This window comes from Yoonia sp. TsM2_T14_4 (assembly GCF_049602355.1).
In the GTDB taxonomy this organism is placed as follows: Bacteria; Pseudomonadota; Alphaproteobacteria; order Rhodobacterales; family Rhodobacteraceae; genus Yoonia; species Yoonia vestfoldensis_A.
In genome coordinates this window covers 305,792-324,820 of record NZ_CP187137.1, presented here as the reverse complement: position 1 = coordinate 324,820, position 19,029 = coordinate 305,792, and the positions used below count along the sequence as shown (strand labels likewise).

Genomic DNA, 19,029 nt, shown 5'->3' with positions numbered 1-19,029 from the left:
ATAATATATGCGCCCAGCACGCGCATCATCAGGGCCTGTTAACCTCTTAGCGGGAAACCTGTCGCAGACCATTCTGACAGGTACTTATAGGACCCATATGCTGGAATTTGCGAATGTCAGCAAATCATTCTGGACCGGCACCCAGCGCAAGGTGATCCTTGACCGCGTGTCGTTTCGCGTGGAGCTAGGCAATTCGCTGGGCATTCTTGCGCCCAACGGGACCGGCAAAACAACGCTGATCAACATGATGGCAGGGCTGGAAAAACCCGATGAAGGCACGATCACCCGCACCTGCCGGATTTCCTTTCCGCTGGGTTTCATGGGCGGGGTGATCGGCAAGCTCAGCGCGATGGAAAACAGCCGCTATATCGCGCGGATCTACGGGCTTGACCCAGATTATGTCGAGGCTTTCTGTCGGTGGCTTTGCGGCATCGAGGAATATTTTGACATGCCTGTAGGGACCTATTCCAGCGGGATGAAACAACGATTCACATTCGCGCTGATGCTGGCGCTGGAATTCGACATCTACCTGATCGATGAAGGCATGCCGAGCGCAACTGACGTGGAATTCAATCGCAAGGCAGGCGATGTCCTGCGCGAACGGCTCGAAAGCACGACGATCATCATCGTATCGCATCAGGCTGCGACACTCGAACGGTTCGCGCGGTCTGCCGCCGTGCTGCGCAACGGGCAGCTTTACATGTTCGACACCCTCGAAGAGGCAAGGGCGCTTTATGACTATCAAACCTAGGGTCCAAAAGTTCCGCATCCGGCGCGACGCGCCGGCAGCTCCGCAGGCAGAGGCCGTGCAACCCGCCGCCGCGGACGAACCGGCCCCAACCCCGACCCCGACCCCGACCCCGACCATGCAGGACCAGCTTGATGCGATCGCGCAAGAAGGGCTGACAGCCCGCCAATTGCGTATGGCCCGCCGCGTCGCGCAAAAACGCGGATTGATCGTAGGCTCGGACTATGACGCTGTGCGGCAGTTGCGGCTGGCCGGGATCGATCCGTTCCAGCGCCAATCTGTTTTGGAACTGGTCCATCCCAAACCCGATGGTGCAGGGCGGGTCCAACTGCCCGACACAATCGCCAAGGGCAGCACCCTGCCCGAATCCAAGGCAATCCAGCGCGCCAACAAGAACGCATCCGAGATCATCAAGATCCAGCGCGACATCGCCCGCCGCCGGCGGCTCAAGCTGGCGATGCTGACGGTGCGTCTGGCCGTTTTCATCTGTTTGCCGACCATTCTGTTGGGCTGGTACTATTACAATATCGCAACACCGATGTACGCGACGAATTCCGAAATCGTGATCCAGCAGGCGCAGCCCGCCCAAGCCAGCGCAAGCGGATTATCCAACCTGTTCCAAGGCACGTCGATAGCGACCCAACAGGACAGTATCGCGGTGCAATCCTACCTTGCATCGCGCGAGGCGATGCTACGGCTGGATATTGACCATGGCTTCAAGGCCCATTTCAGCGATCCCGCCATTGACCTGATCCAGCGCCTTAGCCCGGACGCCAGCAATGAAGAAGCGTTCAAGCTGTACAAGCGCCATGTCATCATCAGCTATGACCCGACCGAAGGCCTGATCCGGATGGAAGTGATCGCCGCCACGCCGGAAAAGGCCTATGAATTCTCGCAGGCGCTGATCGGCTATGCCGAAGAACAGGTTGACCAGCTGACCCGTCGCTTGCGTGGCGACCAGATGCAGGGCGCGCGGGAAAGCTATGAAGCAGCCGAGCGACGCCGCGCAGAGGCGCTTGCGGCATGGCTTGCAATCCAGCAAGAGGTCCAACAGATCGACCCCGTCAGCGAAGCCGCCAGCCGACTTGGCCAGATTTCGACGCTGGAAGGTGAACGCCAGCGGCTGGAGCTGGTGCTGCAATCGCGGCTGAACGTGGACCGGCCCAGCCAAGTGCAAGTCCAGGCGCTGCGCGATCAGATTGCCAATATCAACGCACTGATTGTAGAATTGCGCACCGAGCTGATCGGCAAAACCAACGATCAGGGGTCATTGGCCGCACGCAACACCGAATTGCTGACCGCCGAAGAAAACTACACTTTCCAGACGGTCATGGTGCAACAGGCATTGACCCAGATGGAAACGGCCCGGATTGAAGCGAACCGTCAGGTACGCTACCTGTCAGAAAGCGTGCGGCCTGTCTTGCCCGATCAGGCAACATATCCGCGCGCATTTGAAAACACGATATTGGCTTTTTTGATATTCTCGGGGATTTATCTGATGATTTCGCTGACAGCCTCTATCCTTCGCGAACAGGTCAGCTCTTGATGCATATCGTTGAAATCGGACAACTGAAGGTCGGCAACGACCTGCCCTTGCTGCTAATCGCTGGCCCCTGCCAGTTGGAAAGCACCGATCACGCCCAGATGATCGCGGGGCGGATGGCCGAAATCTGTGCGGCACATGGCGCGCAATTCATCTTCAAAGGCAGTTTCGACAAGGCCAACCGCACATCGCTGGGCGGCAAGCGCGGGCTTGGCATCGACGGCGGGCTGAAGGTGATGCAATCGGTCAAGGACAGCATCGGCTGTCCGGTGCTGACCGATATCCACACCGCCGACCAATGCGCGCCGGTCGCCGATGTCTGCGATGTTCTGCAAATCCCCGCATTCCTGTGCCGGCAAACCGACCTGTTGATCGCAGCGGGTGAAACCGGCGCTGTCATCAACGTCAAGAAAGGGCAGTTCCTTGCGCCTTGGGACATGCCAAATGTCGTGGCCAAGATCGAAAGCACCGGCAACCGGCGGATTCTGGTCACGGATCGTGGCACGTCGTTTGGCTATAACACGCTGGTGGCTGATATGCGGTCGCTGCCGACGATGGCGCGCATGGGCTATCCCGTCGTGATGGATGCGACCCATTCGGTCCAGCAACCAGGCGGGCAAGGCGGATCATCCGGCGGGCAACGCGAATTCGCCCCCGTCATGGCGCGGGCGGCCGTATCTTTGGGGATTGCGGCGGTGTTTATCGAAACTCACGAAGACCCCGACACGGCACCATCCGACGGGCCGAACATGATCCCACTGTCGCAGATGGACGCGCTGGTCAAAAGCCTTATGGGTTTTGACGCGCTGGCAAAGGCAGACCCGATCCGCGTTTAGTGCGGGTCACCCAGACCGCTGCGCTGTGAAGAACCACGGCACTCAGCGGCGGGCCTTGCAAGCTGCGTCCGGCAAAACAGCAAAAGAACGCGAATACCACGCAGTTTGGCGTCAAAAACCGCCGTGCGCGCGCGCATGACTGATGCTGGATACAACCGCAATTTGACCGAACTGGTTTTGCACCCGGACCACCAAACGGAATAGTCGGCTTTTTGGCAAAACGGGGCTTGAACCGCTCCGCGCTTCGCAGTATCCAGCGCCACGCTGTTGGGATGTAGCCAAGTGGTAAGGCATCGGTTTTTGATACCGTGTATCGTAGGTTCGAATCCTACCATCCCAGCCAGCCTTACTCATTCTCTTAAATAGTTATGCAGTCAGGCTTCGCCTGTCGCGATCTGTGTCAAAGATGACGCTTGGATCGGTGAACCGGACATCGCGCAGCACGGGGTGCAACCCAGTGGCGCATTCATCGACCAAAGGCACAAAATCAATGCTGTTTGTGGATGCGCATCATCTTACCAGATGGCCATGGGTGCAGCCGCGCGCGGGGCTTGCCCGCTATTGCGCATCCGCGACGATGCGCTCAAGATAAACGGCCAAAGCATCACGGTCCTCGGGCGCGGCGATCCTTTGTTCGGGCATGCGCGAACCGGGTGTATAGGCCTCTGGGCCATAGGTGAACAAGTCGGACAGGGTTTGCGGTGTCCAGATGATGGCAAGCTGCTGCAAAGCATCGGAATACTCATACCCCGGTTGCGAGCCGATCTTGCGGCCAAAAATGCCGAACAGGCTCGGGCCTGCCCTGCTATGATCATCCGGCGCCAGTGAATGGCAGACGGCGCAATTTTTCCAAATCTCGGCACCACGGCTGCTGTCATGCGCAGCAGGCACGGCCTGCGTTACACCGCCACCCAAGGCAGCACCGTCAAGCGACCAGCGACGGATCGTTCCATCGGTACCAGAGGTGAACAGCTGCCCCTGCGCGATCGCCAAACCCCAGACAGGACCGTTGGCCGCCATGAACGATTGGCGCGGCACAAGGTCATTGCTTTGTATCAGCCAGACCGTCCCGTCGAGAGTGCCTGCCGCGATATGACCCGACCCCGATGCAACAGACACCAAAGGACGGTCCGTCAGAAACCGGTCAGATCGCAACACGCCAGCGTCATCATATAGCCGCAACGCCCCGTCGGCGAATATGACCGCAATACCGTCGTCCGCGCGCACTAGACCATTGGGCAGCGCGGGAAGTCCGATCCTGAATGTCATATCTGATAGCGGGGTCCAGCGGGCCAGCAGCAGGTCTCCACCGACGGTGACCAGATCACCACCCGGCAGAAAGCCAAGGCCGGTGACGCGGTCACTGTGGGCGACAAAAGTCTGCGTTTCGCGGGTGGCAAGATCAAGGCGCACAACACGCCCATCCCAGTAACCCGCAGCAACCTGCGCCCCGTCATCGCTGACATCCAGCGACGCTATGGCAGATTGGCCCGGTGGCGTGACAAACTCCGGTATCCGTCCATCGGCTTGCCAGACGGCCAGACGCCCATCCTGTCCCGCCGTCATAAAACCGCCCATCGGCAAAAGCCGGACGGCCGTCACATTGCCGCTGTGAAACCGCGTCACATTGCGCGCGGTTGCCGCATCGAGATCCCACAGGATCGCGCGCGTATCAAAGCCGCCGGACACCAACAGCCCTTGCCCTGCATCCAACGCCCCCACCGGCCCGCCATGCCCGACCAGATCCTGCGCAGCCGCAGGCCCGATCAGGCCCGCAGCCACGATCAGCGGTATCAGACCCGAGCGCATGATCCGCGAAGGATCAATAGGCGTACAGATTGGCTCCCGGTTCACCGACCCGCGCACCTTCGGTCGCGTAGGCCGAATAGCTGGGCTGCTGGAACGAGTCTTGCAAAACAGACGCCGCACCAACGGCGACGACACCGGCAAAGATCACGGCAAAAATAAAGGCTTTCATATCGGTTCTCCTGTGTGTTTCAGTCTATCAAATCTTACGCGGGGCAAGCCCCGCCTTTTCGTCGTCCAGGCCATCAAGCATGGTCTGGGCAATATCCTTGTAGATGCGCCCCAACGGGCCATCTGGATCGCGCGCAACAATCGGTTGCCCCGCATCCGACGCCGCCCGCAGCGCCATCGTCAGCGGCACCGCCCCCAGAAATGGCACAGCCAGACGCGCAGCTTCGGTTCTGGCACCGCCATCGCCAAAGATCGCATGACTACTGCCGCAATCAGGGCAGATGAATTGCGACATGTTCTCGATGACGCCAAGGATCGGGACATCGACCTTGCGGAACATGGCGATCCCACGCCGCACATCGATCAGCGACAGGTCCTGCGGGGTGGACACGATCACCGCCCCTGCCAGCCGCGTACCTTGGGCCAGCGCCAATTGCGCATCGCCTGTTCCGGGCGGCATATCTACCAGCAGCACATCCAGCGCGCCCCATTCCACATCGGCCATCATCTGTGTGATCGCCGACATCACCATCGGCCCACGCCAGACCATCGCGGTTTCGGGTTCAACCAGCAGGCCCATCGACATTGCCTGCAGCCCATAAGCCCGCATTGGCCGCAATTTGCGCCCCTCGCCCATACCCGGTTTGCCATGCAAGCCCAGCAGGGTCGGCAAGGAAGGGCCATAGATATCGGCATCCAGAATGCCAACGCGCAACCCCATCGCAACCAACGCTAGCCCCAGATTGACCGTTGTGGTCGATTTACCAACCCCGCCCTTGCCAGAGGCCACGGCAATCACATGGCGGACGCTGTCCAGCGGGTCGATCTTTGCAGGCGTCTGCGCCACGAGTTTTGGCGGCGCGGCACGTTCAGCTGTCAGCACAACAAATGCTGAAGTCACCCCTGCCAATGTCCGCAGACGCGCCTCGAGGGTGTCGCGCAGCGGGGCAAAGGCGCCCGCTTCTTCCGGCGTGATCTGGATCGACAGGCTAACCCGTCCACCGGACTGGTTCAAACCTGCAATGCGCCCCGATGTACCCAAGGGTTGGCCGTCAGGCAAAAGCATCGCCCCCAGAACCCCGGATATATCATCATCGAGATCGCGGTTGCCTTGGGACATATTTCTCACAACGTATTTCAGGGCAAACGACCCAGCCTCTTGTTCGAGGCTGGGTCGCATCTGTTTGTATCAAACGTCCGATTACTCGGCAGGTGTCGACAACGCGCTATCCTTGGAGGATTTTGCTTTCTCTTGCTCGACCCAAAGACCGTGATGCTCTTTCGCCCAGTTGACGTCAACTTCGCCAGATCCCATCGCGTCAAACGCACCTTCCATACCGACCGAGCCGATGTAGATATGAGCGATGATGATGGCCGAAAGGCCCGCTGCGATCAAAGCATGGATCGTCTGGTACAATTGCCAATCCGCCGCAGCACCCGCAACACCGGGGAACAGCAACATGACACCTGTGAAGGACAAGCCAGCGCCGCCAATGATCACCGCCCAAAAGATGACTTTCTGACCGGCGTTGAACTTTTTCGCAGGTGGATGCACGCCTTTTTTGAAGATGCCACCACCCTGCTTGAGCCATTCAACGTCAACCTTGTCAGGGATATTGTCGATCACCCACAAAACAAAGATCAGCGCCAAAGCCACCATGAACGGCCACGCCAGATAGTTATGCGCAATCTTGCCAAGGGATGTCAGCGCACCAAACGCATTTTCCCCCAAAAGCGGCAGGATCACGGACGTACCAATAATCAGGTTCAGCCCGGTCAGCGCCAGAATGATAAAGGTCGAGGCCAGTGTCCAATGCGCGAAACGGTCGATCGCACCGAAGCGCAGTATCTTCAGGCCAGACATGCCTGAATCCACCTTGATCCGTCCACGGAACATATAGAACAGCGCCAGCAGACCGACCATGCCCACAACAGCAATCACAGACAGCGTCTGTACTGTGCCAACCTGAAACGCAGCCCAGGACTTGTTGTCCGGCTTGATCAGGTTTGCAGCATTGCTGTCCGGAATGGAGACGCGCCCGGCCACCGCGTTGGTATCGGTGCCCAATGCCTCGAACATCGATTCCTCGGTCACGGCGCGTTCTGTTGGATTCACCTGCGCATTGGCCTGTCCAACAAAGACAAGAATCGCGAGAGCGATCATAAACTGAGATAAGTATCGCATCCTGATATCCTCCTTAAACCGCTACCGTTTCGCCATAAGCCGTGCGCCAACCCCAGGCGCCTGACCCATAACCGCGTGTGACAACCCGCTCGCGATAGATGTCGGCGATGATGTCGCCATCCCCCGCCAGCAGCGCCTTTGTTGAACACATTTCAGCGCAAAGCGGCAGCTTGCCTTCGGCAAGACGGTTCGAACCATATTTCACGTATTCTGCCTGTGACATGTCCGGCTCTGGACCGCCCGAACAATACGTGCATTTGTCCATCTTTCCACGCGTACCGAAATTGGCAGTTTGTGGATATTGGGGTGCGCCAAACGGACAAGCGTAGCTGCAATAACCGCAGCCGATGCAGGTGTCCTTGTTGTGCAACACGACAGCATCGTCGGTAGTGTAAAAACAATCCACCGGACAGACCGACGCGCAAGGTGCGTCGGTACAATGCATACAAGCCATCGACACTGACCGTTCACCGGGCAGACCATCATTCAGAGTGACGACCCGGCGGCGGTTGATGCCCCACGGCACCTCGTGTTCGTTTTTGCAGGCGGTAACGCAGGCGTTGCATTCGATGCAGCGGTCCGCGTCACAAAGGAATTTCATGCGTGCCATTTTTTTGATCCTCCCTTATGCCGCTGCGATTTGGCAAAGTGTGACTTTGCCTTCATGCATACCGGTCACCGGGTCATAGCCGTAGCTGGTGATAACGTTGACGGATTCGCCCAGAACGATCGGGTCAGTGCCGGCAGGGTAATTGCCGCGCTGATCTTCACCCTGGAACCAGCCTGCGAAGTGGAACGGCATAAAGGCCAGACCGGAATTCACCCGCTCGGTGACCAGCGCCTTTACCCGTGCCTTGGACTCGTTCTCGGGGCCGTAAACCCAGACCCAATCGCCATCGACGATACCGCGGGCGGTGGCGTCTGCGGGGTTGATCTCGACGAACATGTCCTGCTGAAGTTCGGCAAGCCATGGGTTCGACCGGGTTTCCTCGCCGCCGCCTTCGTATTCAACCAAACGACCAGAGGTCAGGATGATCGGGAAGTCCGCGGCAATATTACGGTCCACGGCGCTTTGCTGCACCACTTTACCGATGTTTGGCATCCGCTGCTGACGACGGTCGTCATTGGTCGGATATTCCGCCACCAGCTCAGGGCGTGCCGAATAGATCGGCTCGCGGTGAACAGGAATCGGGTCTGGCAGGTTCCACGCGACGGCGCGGGCCTTGCCGTTGCCGTAGGGGACGCAACCATGTTCGATCGCCACCCGCTGGATGCCGCCCGACAAGTCGAGAGACCAGCTGACGCCATTGATCTTTTCTTCGTCGCCGCCGCCGATACCTTCGATCACAGCCCGTTCGCGCGCCGTCAAATCGGTATCCCAGCCCAGTTCTTTCAGCACGCCCATGGTGAATTGGGGATAGCCGTCCTGAATCTCGGAACCGGGGTTCCAGCTGCCTTCCGCAAGAAGCGTCTCGCCGTCACGCTCAAGCCCGAAACGTGGGCGGAACGCGCCACCACCCTCTTTCACCGGAATATTGGTGTTATAAAGGATGTGGCTGCCGGGATGCCGGAATTCAGGCGTGCCCCAGCAAGGCCAAGGCAGACCGTAAAAGTCGCCTGCGATCTCGGCGGGTGCATCGGGCAGCGCCTTCAGCGTAACCAGATCGAAATGCTGCTGGTTGGCCATATGGGCCTTCAGCCGCTCTGGGCTTTGGCCTGTGTAACCAACAGACCAGCCACCACGGTTGATTTCGCGCAGGATGGATTCTGGTGTTGGCTCCATGCGGAACTTGCCCTGGACCAGCTCAAAGTTCTTGAACATCTCATCGGCAAAGCCAAGCCGCTGCGACAGGCCATACATGACTGCATAATCATTGTCGGATTCGAAAATCGGATCGACAACTTTTTCGCCCCATTGCACGGACCGGTTGGACGCGGTGCGCGAACCGGAACATTCAAACTGCGTGCAGACTGGCAGCAGATAGGTGTTATCGGTGCGCGAATGCAACGCGGCAAAGGTCGTTGGGTGCGGGTCGGCAACGACCAGCAGATCCAGCGCATCCATGCCGCGACGGGCATCCTGCATCCGAGGAACGGTGTTGCCGCCGTGGCCGAAGACCAGCATCGCCTTGATGTTGTCTTTCTGGTCAACTTCTTCGCTGTCCATCGTGACCGCATCGAACCAGCGGGTCGAGGTGATGCCCGGAATGGCCATGTTTTCCTCGGCTGTCCGCGCGTCGCGTCCACCTTTGGAAGGCACTTCGTCAAAACGGCTGACAAAATAATTGTAAGGCACTTCCCAAACACGCGACCAATGCTCCCATGCGCCTGCGCCCAGACCGTAGTAGCAAGGCAAGTTGCCCACATCGAGACCAAAGTCCGTCGCACCCTGCACGTTGCAGTGACCGCGGAAAATATTGGCGCCATTGCCCTGGCCGCCGACGTTGCCCGTCGCCAGCAGCAGAATGTTGTAGGCGCGCACATTGGCCGTGCCGACAGTATGCTGCGTGCCACCCATGCACCAGATAAAGGTCGATGGGCGTTCCTTGGCGAATTTCTCGGCGGCACGTTTCAGCGTGTCACCATCGACGCCAGCGATCTTCTCGACGACTTCGGGCGTGTAGGCTTTCACCACTTCGCGCACTTGGTCCATGCCGTAAACGCGCTGTGCCAGATATTCGGTATCTTCCCAGCCGTTTTCGAAGATGTGGTAAAGCATCCCGTTGATCACGGCGATATCGGTGCCGGGGCGGAAACGGATGTATTCGGTGGCATGGGCGGCCGTGCGGGTAAAGCGCGGGTCAAGCACGATCACGTTGGCGCGCTGGGTTTCCTTGCCGGTGAGGATGTGCTGCATCGACACTGGATGCGCCTCTGCCGCGTTCGACCCCATGAAGATCACGGTTTTCGAATTGCGGATGTCGTTATAGCTATTGGTCATCGCACCATAGCCCCAGGTGTTCGCAACACCCGCCACTGTGGTCGAATGGCAAATCCGCGCCTGGTGGTCGACGTTGTTGGTCCCCCAGAAAGCCGCAAATTTGCGGAACAGGTAAGACCCTTCATTGCTGAACTTGGCCGAGCCCAGCAGATACACGGAATCGGCACCGGAATTTTCGCGGATTTCGCCCATCTTGGCGGCGATTTCATCCAGCGCCTGATCCCAGCTGATCCGCTGCCATTCGCCACCGACTTTTTTCATCGGATATTTCAGGCGGCGATCACCATGCACGACTTCGCGGACCGATGCACCCTTGGCGCAATGCGTGCCGCGGTTGATCGGGCTGTTATAGGCAGGCTCTTGCCCGACCCAGACACCGTTCTGCACTTCGGCGACGACTGAACACCCGACCGAACAATGGGTACACATGTTCTTTTTGATTTCGATCGGCTGCGCCGGATCGGTAAAACCGGCGGCTTCGACCCGCCGCGTCAACCCGGACCCAACAGTCGCGATAACGGCAAGGCCGCCAATGCTGAGCCCTGAGGCGCGCAAGAAACTGCGGCGGTCGATTGGTTTGGCGGCGACGCCTGCGGCCAATTGCGATAAACGGCCTGTCGCTGTGGCCTCACGTGATCTGCGTTTGACCAGCATCAGTTTTCTCCCTGATCATAATAGCGATTGGTACGGTAAAAGGCTGCGACATGCTCTGTTTCGCGGTACCGCGCCTTTGTGCGTTCATCCCCAGTTTGCTGTGCCATGACAGGGCGCGCGCCGCCCATTGTCAGTGCTGCGGCCGAAGCTCCCGTCGCCGCGACGCCGAAAAACGCACGGCGGCTCATCGGATCATGTTTGTCTTTCGTCATCGAGATCTCCCTGGTGGCGGCTGCGGCAAGCGGGCTGGCTTGCCGAGGTAAAAATTAGTCGGTTAGGCGGCGAGCGCGAAGGCACGCGCTTCGATATCAGTCAGTAACCGGCCAATTTCGGCCAGCGGTCGGTAGAAATCTGCACTTGGGGCAATCGCAAGATCATCAAAGAATTGCGCAGCCCAAGGCGCGATATGACGGTTGAAGAACGCGCGCTGGATATCAGCACTTGCCACAACGTCGCCAGAAATCATGTCGGCCATCACATCCATCAACAGGGCAATGTGATCTTCGGGTTCGTGCCGCCCATTGGCACGCGCCACACCCAGACGGGACAGATCATCACGCAACACCGCCAATGGCCGTTCGTTCAAAAATCCGGTCTGGTAAAAGCTCGAATAGGGCAGCAATTCGCCACGCCCAACGCCGATGAACAATTCGAAAAATTCACGCTCTACCCGGGCAGAATCAGCTGTCTTGGCGCACAGCGCCAAAGCGGTAAACGCGCATCCCAGCGGCGTTTTATCGCCCTGCAACTGAGCGACGTGATTCAGCAATGCCTGATCGGGTGCAGACGACAGCATGCGCGCGAGAAAACGATACTGATCGCTTCTCAACGCCTCAAGGGGATCGCTGGCTCGCCCGTTTATGGGCTGGCTATCCGTCATGTTACCTAGTCTCACTCCCTAGTGGTAAAAAAATAATACCACATCCAACATCTTTACGCAGCCAACCGACGTCTGTCCAGAATCTTTGCATATCGTTGCACACATTTCATCACAAATTGCCGCAAGCGCCTAGGCGGGCAAAGCGCCGCCATGGCGACGGCGTGCCGGCGTCAGGTCTGTTTGTAGGTCGATGTCTTGCTGCTGTGCCGTTTGCGGCGCTGTATCGGGTTCAGAACTGGGATCGTTCGCTGCGGTTTCCTGCTGGGTCAGCGCCGCAGTCGTTTGTCGCACGGCACTCTCCTGAGTAGGAATCGACCCAGGATGATCAGAATCACCCTCCGTATCGGCAACCTGCGTCGCTGCGGGATCTTGGCGTGGCGCAAAAAGCTCGCGCAGCATTTGCGCCGCGCGTTCGGGTGAGGGTGCCGCGCCATCGCCCGGCACACCGCCCGGCGTGTTCCAGTCCCAAGCGTAATCCACTGCGGGGTCGTTATGGTCTCTGATACCGGGGACCAGCATCCATTTGCGACGCAGCGCTGCGTTGCGCAGGGCCTGTGGCACGCCCTTTTGCAGGAACACGCGAATATCGGTCTGCGGGGTCAGATCATCAATATCGGGCAGTGCCGCGATCTGTTCTTCGGTCAGCGGCTCTTGCTCTGATTCTTGGTTCGTCGCTGGCTCGGGCTCTGCGACGCCCTCTGGCGTGACGGGCTGCGCACGCTTGTTGCGCGACCAGCGGCCCAGAAAGGATTCTGTCTCATCGGTCGGTTTTGGCATGGCTCACCTCTTGCGGGGGCTATGCGCCCATTTGTCTGCGTCGTGCAAAACACGCGGGGCGCGCGCAGGCGGGGCATTGGGGTCGATCACATCACGTTTGCGCTTTTTGAAGGGCATGTCGACATGGTGTTGCGCCACGAATTCCGCAATCTGCGCTTCGATCACAGCAGGCATCGGCACCGGCTCGACGAAAAGGTCCAGATCAGAGGCATAGCCTTCGCCTTCGTAAGGGTCGGCAGTGACATTCACGATCTCGGCGGTTCTGGGGTCCTGCCCACGCAAAGCGACCCAGAGCGCCGGACGCCCGGAGACAAGATTGTCTTGATGGTGCAGCGTATCACCCGAATAAAGCGACAGGTCGCGCCCGCCCAGGTACCAGGTCTCGACCCCATTTTCGGCGTAAAGCAGTGTATGCGGCGCCGCGTCAGGTTCCTGTGGCAGCACCGAACAGGGACGCAATTCGCCCGCACCCCATTTCGTCACCGCAGGCCGCCTGATGGCAAGAACCGAAATGCGCAGCGTCTTGATCGGCATGGTGATCCTTTCAGTTCAGCACGGGCGCGGCCAGCGGCAACCCGGTCAGCAGGTTCTGTGGCTTGATTCGCACCGCGCCACCGGCACCCAGCCCCAAGAACAGCCAGATCGGCTGGCCCCGCAAATCCGGCGTCACGCGAGAGTGATCCGCGATATCAAGCCGGAACAGCCCCACAAGTGTAGCAGGCATAGGCTGCTTGTTCCATAACGCGTTGCCGATGGCAGTACCGGCCTGATCCAACCCCACAAACCAACGCAAGTCGATGTTGTCAGCAGAGGCCTGCGCCGTGACGGTGCAATCCAGCCCCAGCATATGGCGCAGATAGCCAGCAATCGCCGTGGCCATACCCGCACGCGCGGCCGCGTCACCGCCGAAATTCAGCACCATCGTATGGGCATCAGACCGCGACCAATAGGTCCAGTCGTTATCCGCGCTCAGCACATCCAACCCGTCGATGCCACCCGACAACATCGCCGTCAGCGGCGAGCTGTGCATCTCTTGTTCCAGTAATTGCACCAATTCCTCATCGGCCAGAAACAGGGTGTCGTTCTGGATATGGCTGCGCTGCGGGCGAAAGAAACATTCCGCCGCGCGCAGGACCTGCGGATCGTCGCAGCCGTCCAGCGCGTTACGCAGGATCAGCTGCACAAGCTGCGACATGAACACGACAGGCAGGGTGATTCCGTCTTGCACGATCTGGGCATAGCCGTTTTCAACCGTACCTGCGGCGATCAGCCGGTCACGCAATGTCAAAAGAAAGCGCCAGTTTTCGCGCGCATCGGGGTCTTGCAGCGCGATCAGTTCCATGTCGGACACTTTGGCGCGCGGCTGATCCATCAGCCGCTTGTGCAAGGTGCGTTCGGCCGCGCATGCCTCTGGCGGGGGCAGTACCTCTGGACGCGCTAACCAGGCAAGGATCAGTTCGTCGGTGACGGTCATGCGCCCGGCATTGTCCAGACGGGTCAGGTGATGACCCGAAGCGACCCAGAATTCAGGCATCAGGCTTTTCCTCTTAATGCAAAGATATCGACGTGATCTTCGGGGCCGGTATCCTCGGTTTCCTCGAAGAATTGAAACGCACGGTCATGGCCTTGCAGGTGGGATCCTGAAAAGGCCGTCTCGTCGCGGGGTTTGAGCGTGCGAAATTGTTCGCGTATATCGCCCGCGTCATGTTTACGGTGCAGCGCGATCAGCGTGTTCAGCGGATGCGCGCGGCACAGGCTTTCGGCCAGCGCCACTTCTTCTTCGGCGGCGGGGCGGGCGGCCTCCAACGATGGCGCGCCCAGATGTGTCATCAGTTGACGGGCCAGCATCAGAACCATGGCGTCGCGTTCGTCTGGTCGCGCCTCTTGCACCGTCACCAAGGTCGCATGACCAAAGCTGTCCACCCCCAGAAAACCCGAGCGAAAGGCAATCGCCTCTTTGCGGGTCAGATCATCGGGGGCGCGCCCCCAGAACAAAAACGTGCCCGGCACAGCCCATTCACCGGGGCTGGCAGCACGGCTGAACACGACCTTGTCAGAGGCATCAAGCTGGATTGTCCTAGGCAGGCGGATCACAATTTCGGCCCCTTGGCATCGCGCCAGTCAGTCGCGTTGAAGGATTGCAACAAGGGCTCCGATCTTTTGCCGCCACCCGCTGGCGTGATCTCGACCAGACGGTCACCTTCGATCCGCCGTACCCCCCGCAAAAGCGGCGGGTCGATGCGCATTAAATAGCGGTTGGTCACCGCATCCAGACCATCATGCAGCCAGCGATCAAAATACAGCATCATGTAGCTGGCGAAGGTGGCAATGATATCTTCGTGCGGATCAAAGTCTTCTTCTTTCAAAGATGTCGACTCTGGAAAACGGCCCGGTTCCAGCAAATGGTCACGCTCAGAGATCAGCTCCGCCGCGAAAACCATCCAGTCCGGCACATCCTGCGGTCCGGTGCCGGGGGCGACAGCAAAGCGCCCGCCACCGATACGGGCCTTGTCATAGCGGATTTCGTCGGGCCAGTTCAGCCGCACCGCGCGTTCGGGTGGACAATGTGCCGCAAGCGCATCGGCAACAGCGACCATGCCCAAAGGAAAGGCCATCTGCGCCTCTTGCAGTTTTTGCGTCGGTTCCAGCACCACCGCAAATGCCAGCAATCCCGATGACGCGTGACACACCAATGTTCCGGCCCCGTGTTCGGGCGCAAGCTGAACCGCCTGTTCCAGCACATCTGGCCCCGTCCCCGCATGCAGCGTATAAGGTGGTGGCAGCGCAATATGCCCCAAGCCGTGGGTTTGTGATCTGTCGTCCATGTCGCCTCCCCGATTATCGCGCGCCGAACTCTAGGCTTTGCAATCAATCAAGCGTATATCGGCCAAGACCGGTCAACTTCCAGCCATATCTAGCCAGATGCGAGACACCAATGCCCCAACACGACAAAACCCGTCTGATTTGTAGCTGCGAAGGTAGCATGAAAGTCGCTGTCGAAGCATTAGGCGGACAGGGCAAGGGGGCGCATCACTTGTGCCGCAGCCAGCTTGACCATTTCCGCAAGGCGCTGGGCGATTTCGCCGAAGTGACCGTCGCCTGCACGCAAGAGGCCCCGCTTTTCGCCGAAGTGGCCGAGGATATGGGGTATGAGGGCACGCTGCATTTCGCCAATATTCGCGAAACCGCAGGCTGGTCGGAGGCGGGTCACGACGCCGCACCAAAAATGGCAGCCTTGCTTGCGATGGCAGAAATCGCAGCGACACCCTTTGATGTCATCAGCCTGGAAAGCAACGGGATTACCTTGATTCTCGGGCGCGATCAGGCAGCAGTGGATCTGGCGCAAAGCTTGTCCGACACGCTGGATATCACCGTTTTGTTGCTGCCCGGCGCAGATGTCGTGCCACGTCCGCAGACGACCTGGCCCGTGCTGCAAGGGCGCGTCCGGCAGGCCACTGGGCATCTGGGTGCGTTCGAGCTGACGGTGGATGATTATGCCGCACCTGTTGTGTCATCACGCGCGCAGCTGGCATTTGACGCGGCGCGCAACGGTGCTGTTTCCACCTGTGATCTGGTGATCGACGTGACCGGCGGACAGCCATTATTTCACGAAACCCGTCCGGGCTATCTGCGGGCCGATCCGCGCGACCCGGTCGCGCTGGCCAAGCTGGTGACCGAGGCCAGCCAGATGGTCGGCACCTTTGACAAGCCCAAATACATCAATTTTATCCCCGACCTCTGCGCCCATTCGCGCAATACCCTGACTGGCTGCACCCGCTGTCTGAACCTGTGCCCGACAGGGGCGATCACGTCCAACGGCGATACCGTGGCGATTGATCCCAATATCTGCGCGGGCTGCGGCCAATGCGCTGCGGCCTGCCCGACCGGGGCTGCCGCCTATGCGATGCCTGTGACAGAAAACATTGCCGCCCGCCTGCGCGCGGGGCTTGAGGCGTATTTCGCGGCAGGCGGCAAACATGCGCCCATCGTGCTGTTTCACGATGCAGATCACGGATCCGCCCTGATCGACGCGACCGCGCGCTTCGGCAAGGGTCTGCCCGCGCATGTGATCCCTGTGCAGGTCAACGAACCATCGCAGATCGGGCCAGAAATCATGGCGGCGGCGCTGGCCTATGGGGCCGGCGGCCTGCGGGTGCTGGCCAAGGAACGCCCGGCCCATCCGCTGGACGGGTTGCAGGAAAGCCTGGACCTGATGGCGGTGATCTGCACGCAAACCGGCCATGACCCGGCCGCCTGCGGCCTGCTGTCGATCGACGATCCTGACGCGCTGGACAGCGCGCTTTGGCAACCTGCCACAGCCGCCCGCGCAACGCGGTCGGGCTTTTTGCCGCAAGACGACAAACGCGGCTTGCTGCTGCTTGCGGTCGAGGAAATGAACCGCACGGCCCCCGCGCCAACCGATTTCATTGCGCTGCCACCGGGCGCGCCTTTTGGCGCCGTCACGCTGGATCACGATGCCTGCACGCTGTGCCTTGCCTGTGTTGGCGCCTGCCCTGCCGGAGCCTTGTCGGATAATCCCGACCTGCCGATGCTGCGGTTCACCGAAAGCGCTTGTGTGCAATGTTCCATCTGCGTGGCAACATGCCCCGAAGATGCGTTGAGCCTGACCCCGCAAATCGATCTTGCCGCTTGGGCTGCACCACGCCGCGTGCTGAAACAGGAAGACCCTTTCGCCTGCACATCCTGCGCCAAGCCGTTCGGCACCAAGTCAAGCATCGAGCGTGTGATGCAAAAGCTAGAAGATCACTGGATGTTCGCCGGCGATACGGGGGCAGAGCGCCGCCGGCTGCTGACGATGTGCGATGATTGCCGCACCCGCGAGGTCGTGATGGCGGGCTTTGATCCGCATGAAAAGGCCGAAACCTGATCAGCGCGAACCGCAGGGTTCGAGTGGGTGCGGCCAAGGCTGCACCCTGACGCCCAAGCGACAGACAAGCAGCTTCACAATACCAGATCACCGTTCAGAAACGCCGCTGCCTGCGCCGATGCAGGTCCGGCAAAAAACACCGCAGCGGGCAATATTTCGACGACCTGCCCAGCGTGGACGAACAACACCTCGTCGGCAAGACGGCGGGCCTGGCCCAGGTCATGGGTGGACATCACGACCCTTGTGCCATCCGCACAGGCGGCATGCAGGATCGCCTCGATTTCCTGCGTGGCGTGACCATCAAGATTGGCGCAAGGTTCGTCCAGAAACAGCACCTGCGGGGCCGTGACCAAGGCGCGCGCCAATGCGAGTTTCTGTTTTTCCCCGCCTGATAGCACCGTCGCTGCACGCAAAACCGCAGACCCCAGCCCGACACGTGCGGCCCAAACATCCGCCGCAGCGCGGGCGTCACGGCGGTTCACGCCGCGCAGAACCAGCGGATAGGCGATATTGTCGCGAACCGTGCGGCGCATCATGATCGGCGCCTGAAAGACGAATGATTGCGCCGCATGCGCCTGCGCATCGCTGACGGCCCAAGCTTTGTGACCAGCCGATATCCGGTCAAGCCCGTGCATCGCGCGCAGCAATGTGGTCTTGCCGCTGCCATTCGGCCCGACGACCACGCTGATCCCCTTGCCCTGCAAAGTCAGCGACACCGGGCCAAGAATATGCTTGCCACGCCGCTTGACCGTGATCTCTCGCAATGTCAGCGGCAGGATGTTGTGTTCGTTTACCATCTGCTGCCCTGTTCCGTCCGGGACAGGACATGAATACAAAGGTTAACCACCACCGCGAGCCCGATCAGGATGAACCCCAAGGCAAGCGCCAGCGCGAATTCTCCGCGCCCCGTCTCAAGCGAGATTGCCGAGGTCAGCACGCGTGTCGCATTGTCGATATTGCCGCCGACGATCATGATCGCCCCGACTTCACCGATGCCGCGCCCGAAACCGGCCAGCTGCGCCGTCAACAAGGTACGTCGCCCATCCCAGACCAGCGTGGCGATACGCTGCCTGCGCGACGCATGCAGCGAGATCAGCAAATCATGATAATCCGCCCATAATTCCCGCATCGCCTGATGCGCAACCGAGGCGACAAGCGGCGTGATGATGATGACCTGCGCAATGATCATCGCCGTTGGTGTGAACAACAGGCCCAGCACGCCAAAAGGGCCGGACCGCGACAGCATGATATACACAATCAGCCCCACGACGACCGGCGGCAGCCCCATCAGCGCATTGAGCAGCGCAATCACATAACGCCGTCCGGGAAACCGCGTGATCGCCAGCCATGCCCCCAATGGCAAGCCAATGACAGACGCAACGGCTGTCGCGCTCAGGGTCACATGAAGCGACCGCAGCGTAATCTCGATCAGTTCAGGGTCCAGTGACACAACCAACCGGGCAGCCGTGGCAAAGCCATCTGCAATATCGCTCATCACTTATCCATTGCCGGTGTCACGCCTGAAACCCGCCGTACAACACCACCGCGCTGCACCGCTGGCGTGCAGTATCAGCAATAAGCTTGTGACAACAAGCCCCTC

At 59.8% G+C, this 19,029-nt stretch carries 19 protein-coding genes and 1 tRNA gene; 5 read left to right on the top strand and 15 right to left on the bottom strand.

Annotated features, from left to right (window positions below; genetic code table 11):
• The first annotated feature begins 97 nt into the window (after nt 1–97).
• The 4 genes from ACPF9B_RS01515 to ACPF9B_RS01500 all read left to right on the top strand — a co-directional run bounded on the left by ACPF9B_RS01515 (nt 98) and on the right by ACPF9B_RS01500 (nt 3,470).
• Complete coding sequence (locus ACPF9B_RS01515) at nt 98–751, top strand: ABC transporter ATP-binding protein (RefSeq protein ID WP_424178746.1); 654 nt, start codon at nt 98–100, stop codon at nt 749–751.
• On the top strand, nt 735–2,294 hold the full coding sequence (locus ACPF9B_RS01510) for a capsule biosynthesis protein (RefSeq protein ID WP_424178744.1): 1,560 nt from the start codon (nt 735–737) through the stop codon (nt 2,292–2,294). The genes ACPF9B_RS01515 and ACPF9B_RS01510 overlap by 17 nt, the downstream gene beginning before the upstream one ends.
• Nucleotides 2,294–3,127, top strand: a complete 834-nt coding sequence (kdsA, locus tag ACPF9B_RS01505) for a 3-deoxy-8-phosphooctulonate synthase (protein ID WP_424178742.1) — start codon at nt 2,294–2,296, stop codon at nt 3,125–3,127. The genes ACPF9B_RS01510 and kdsA overlap by 1 nt, the downstream gene beginning before the upstream one ends.
• A gap of 268 nt (nt 3,128–3,395) precedes the next feature.
• A tRNA-Gln gene (locus ACPF9B_RS01500) sits at nt 3,396–3,470 on the top strand.
• Between the two features lie 215 nt (nt 3,471–3,685).
• On the opposite strand, the gene ACPF9B_RS01495 is transcribed toward ACPF9B_RS01500, so the two are convergent.
• The 13 genes from ACPF9B_RS01495 to ACPF9B_RS01435 form a co-directional block, all read right to left on the bottom strand.
• Nucleotides 3,686–4,936 (bottom strand): c-type cytochrome, encoded by a 1,251-nt coding sequence (locus ACPF9B_RS01495; RefSeq protein WP_424178740.1) that lies wholly within the window; start codon nt 4,934–4,936, stop codon nt 3,686–3,688.
• A gap of 13 nt (nt 4,937–4,949) precedes the next feature.
• Entirely contained in the window at nt 4,950–5,105 is a 156-nt protein-coding gene (locus ACPF9B_RS01490) for a hypothetical protein (RefSeq protein ID WP_007205768.1), read from the bottom strand.
• 27 nt (nt 5,106–5,132) lie between these two features.
• Nucleotides 5,133–6,284, bottom strand: a complete 1,152-nt coding sequence (locus tag ACPF9B_RS01485) for a P-loop NTPase (RefSeq protein ID WP_424178738.1) — start codon at nt 6,282–6,284, stop codon at nt 5,133–5,135.
• 21 nt (nt 6,285–6,305) lie between these two features.
• Nucleotides 6,306–7,289 carry a formate dehydrogenase subunit gamma gene (locus ACPF9B_RS01480; protein ID WP_424178736.1) on the bottom strand — a complete coding sequence of 328 codons (984 nt, stop codon included), beginning with the start codon at nt 7,287–7,289 and terminating at the stop codon, nt 6,306–6,308.
• Between the two features lie 13 nt (nt 7,290–7,302).
• On the bottom strand, nt 7,303–7,899 hold the full coding sequence (fdh3B, locus tag ACPF9B_RS01475) for a formate dehydrogenase FDH3 subunit beta (RefSeq protein ID WP_007205771.1): 597 nt from the start codon (nt 7,897–7,899) through the stop codon (nt 7,303–7,305).
• A 15-nt stretch (nt 7,900–7,914) separates the two neighbouring features.
• Nucleotides 7,915–10,884 (bottom strand): formate dehydrogenase subunit alpha, encoded by a 2,970-nt coding sequence (locus ACPF9B_RS01470; protein ID WP_424178734.1) that lies wholly within the window; start codon nt 10,882–10,884, stop codon nt 7,915–7,917.
• Complete coding sequence (locus ACPF9B_RS01465; protein ID WP_007205773.1) at nt 10,884–11,096, bottom strand: hypothetical protein; 213 nt, start codon at nt 11,094–11,096, stop codon at nt 10,884–10,886. Before ACPF9B_RS01465 ends, ACPF9B_RS01470 begins: the two co-directional genes overlap by 1 nt.
• 62 nt (nt 11,097–11,158) lie before the next feature.
• Entirely contained in the window at nt 11,159–11,653 is a 495-nt protein-coding gene (locus tag ACPF9B_RS01460) for a TorD/DmsD family molecular chaperone (protein WP_424178732.1), read from the bottom strand.
• A 240-nt stretch (nt 11,654–11,893) separates the two neighbouring features.
• Complete coding sequence (locus ACPF9B_RS01455) at nt 11,894–12,541, bottom strand: DUF3306 domain-containing protein (protein ID WP_424178730.1); 648 nt, start codon at nt 12,539–12,541, stop codon at nt 11,894–11,896.
• 3 nt (nt 12,542–12,544) lie between these two features.
• Nucleotides 12,545–13,075: a DUF3305 domain-containing protein gene (locus tag ACPF9B_RS01450; protein ID WP_007205776.1), complete on the bottom strand. Its 531-nt coding sequence runs from the start codon at nt 13,073–13,075 to the stop codon at nt 12,545–12,547.
• A 10-nt stretch (nt 13,076–13,085) separates the two neighbouring features.
• Nucleotides 13,086–14,075: a DUF6352 family protein gene (locus ACPF9B_RS01445; RefSeq protein WP_424178728.1), complete on the bottom strand. Its 990-nt coding sequence runs from the start codon at nt 14,073–14,075 to the stop codon at nt 13,086–13,088.
• A complete protein-coding gene (locus tag ACPF9B_RS01440) occupies nt 14,075–14,635 on the bottom strand; it encodes a DUF6505 family protein (protein WP_424178726.1) in 561 nt (186 codons plus the stop codon). The genes ACPF9B_RS01445 and ACPF9B_RS01440 overlap by 1 nt, the downstream gene beginning before the upstream one ends.
• Nucleotides 14,632–15,366 carry a biotin/lipoate--protein ligase family protein gene (locus ACPF9B_RS01435; RefSeq protein WP_007205779.1) on the bottom strand — a complete coding sequence of 245 codons (735 nt, stop codon included), beginning with the start codon at nt 15,364–15,366 and terminating at the stop codon, nt 14,632–14,634. The genes ACPF9B_RS01440 and ACPF9B_RS01435 overlap by 4 nt, the downstream gene beginning before the upstream one ends.
• A gap of 158 nt (nt 15,367–15,524) precedes the next feature.
• Here ACPF9B_RS01435 and ACPF9B_RS01430 point away from each other — a divergent pair, with 158 nt between their 5' ends.
• A complete protein-coding gene (locus ACPF9B_RS01430; protein ID WP_424178724.1) occupies nt 15,525–17,429 on the top strand; it encodes a 4Fe-4S dicluster domain-containing protein in 1,905 nt (634 codons plus the stop codon).
• A gap of 74 nt (nt 17,430–17,503) precedes the next feature.
• Here the strand turns inward: ACPF9B_RS01430 and ACPF9B_RS01425 are convergent, their stop codons facing one another.
• Together ACPF9B_RS01425 and ACPF9B_RS01420 are read right to left on the bottom strand one after the other, a co-directional pair.
• Nucleotides 17,504–18,226 (bottom strand): ABC transporter ATP-binding protein, encoded by a 723-nt coding sequence (locus ACPF9B_RS01425; RefSeq protein ID WP_007205781.1) that lies wholly within the window; start codon nt 18,224–18,226, stop codon nt 17,504–17,506.
• Entirely contained in the window at nt 18,220–18,924 is a 705-nt protein-coding gene (locus ACPF9B_RS01420; protein WP_007205782.1) for an ABC transporter permease, read from the bottom strand. Before ACPF9B_RS01420 ends, ACPF9B_RS01425 begins: the two co-directional genes overlap by 7 nt.
• Between the last annotated feature and the right edge of the window lie 105 nt (nt 18,925–19,029).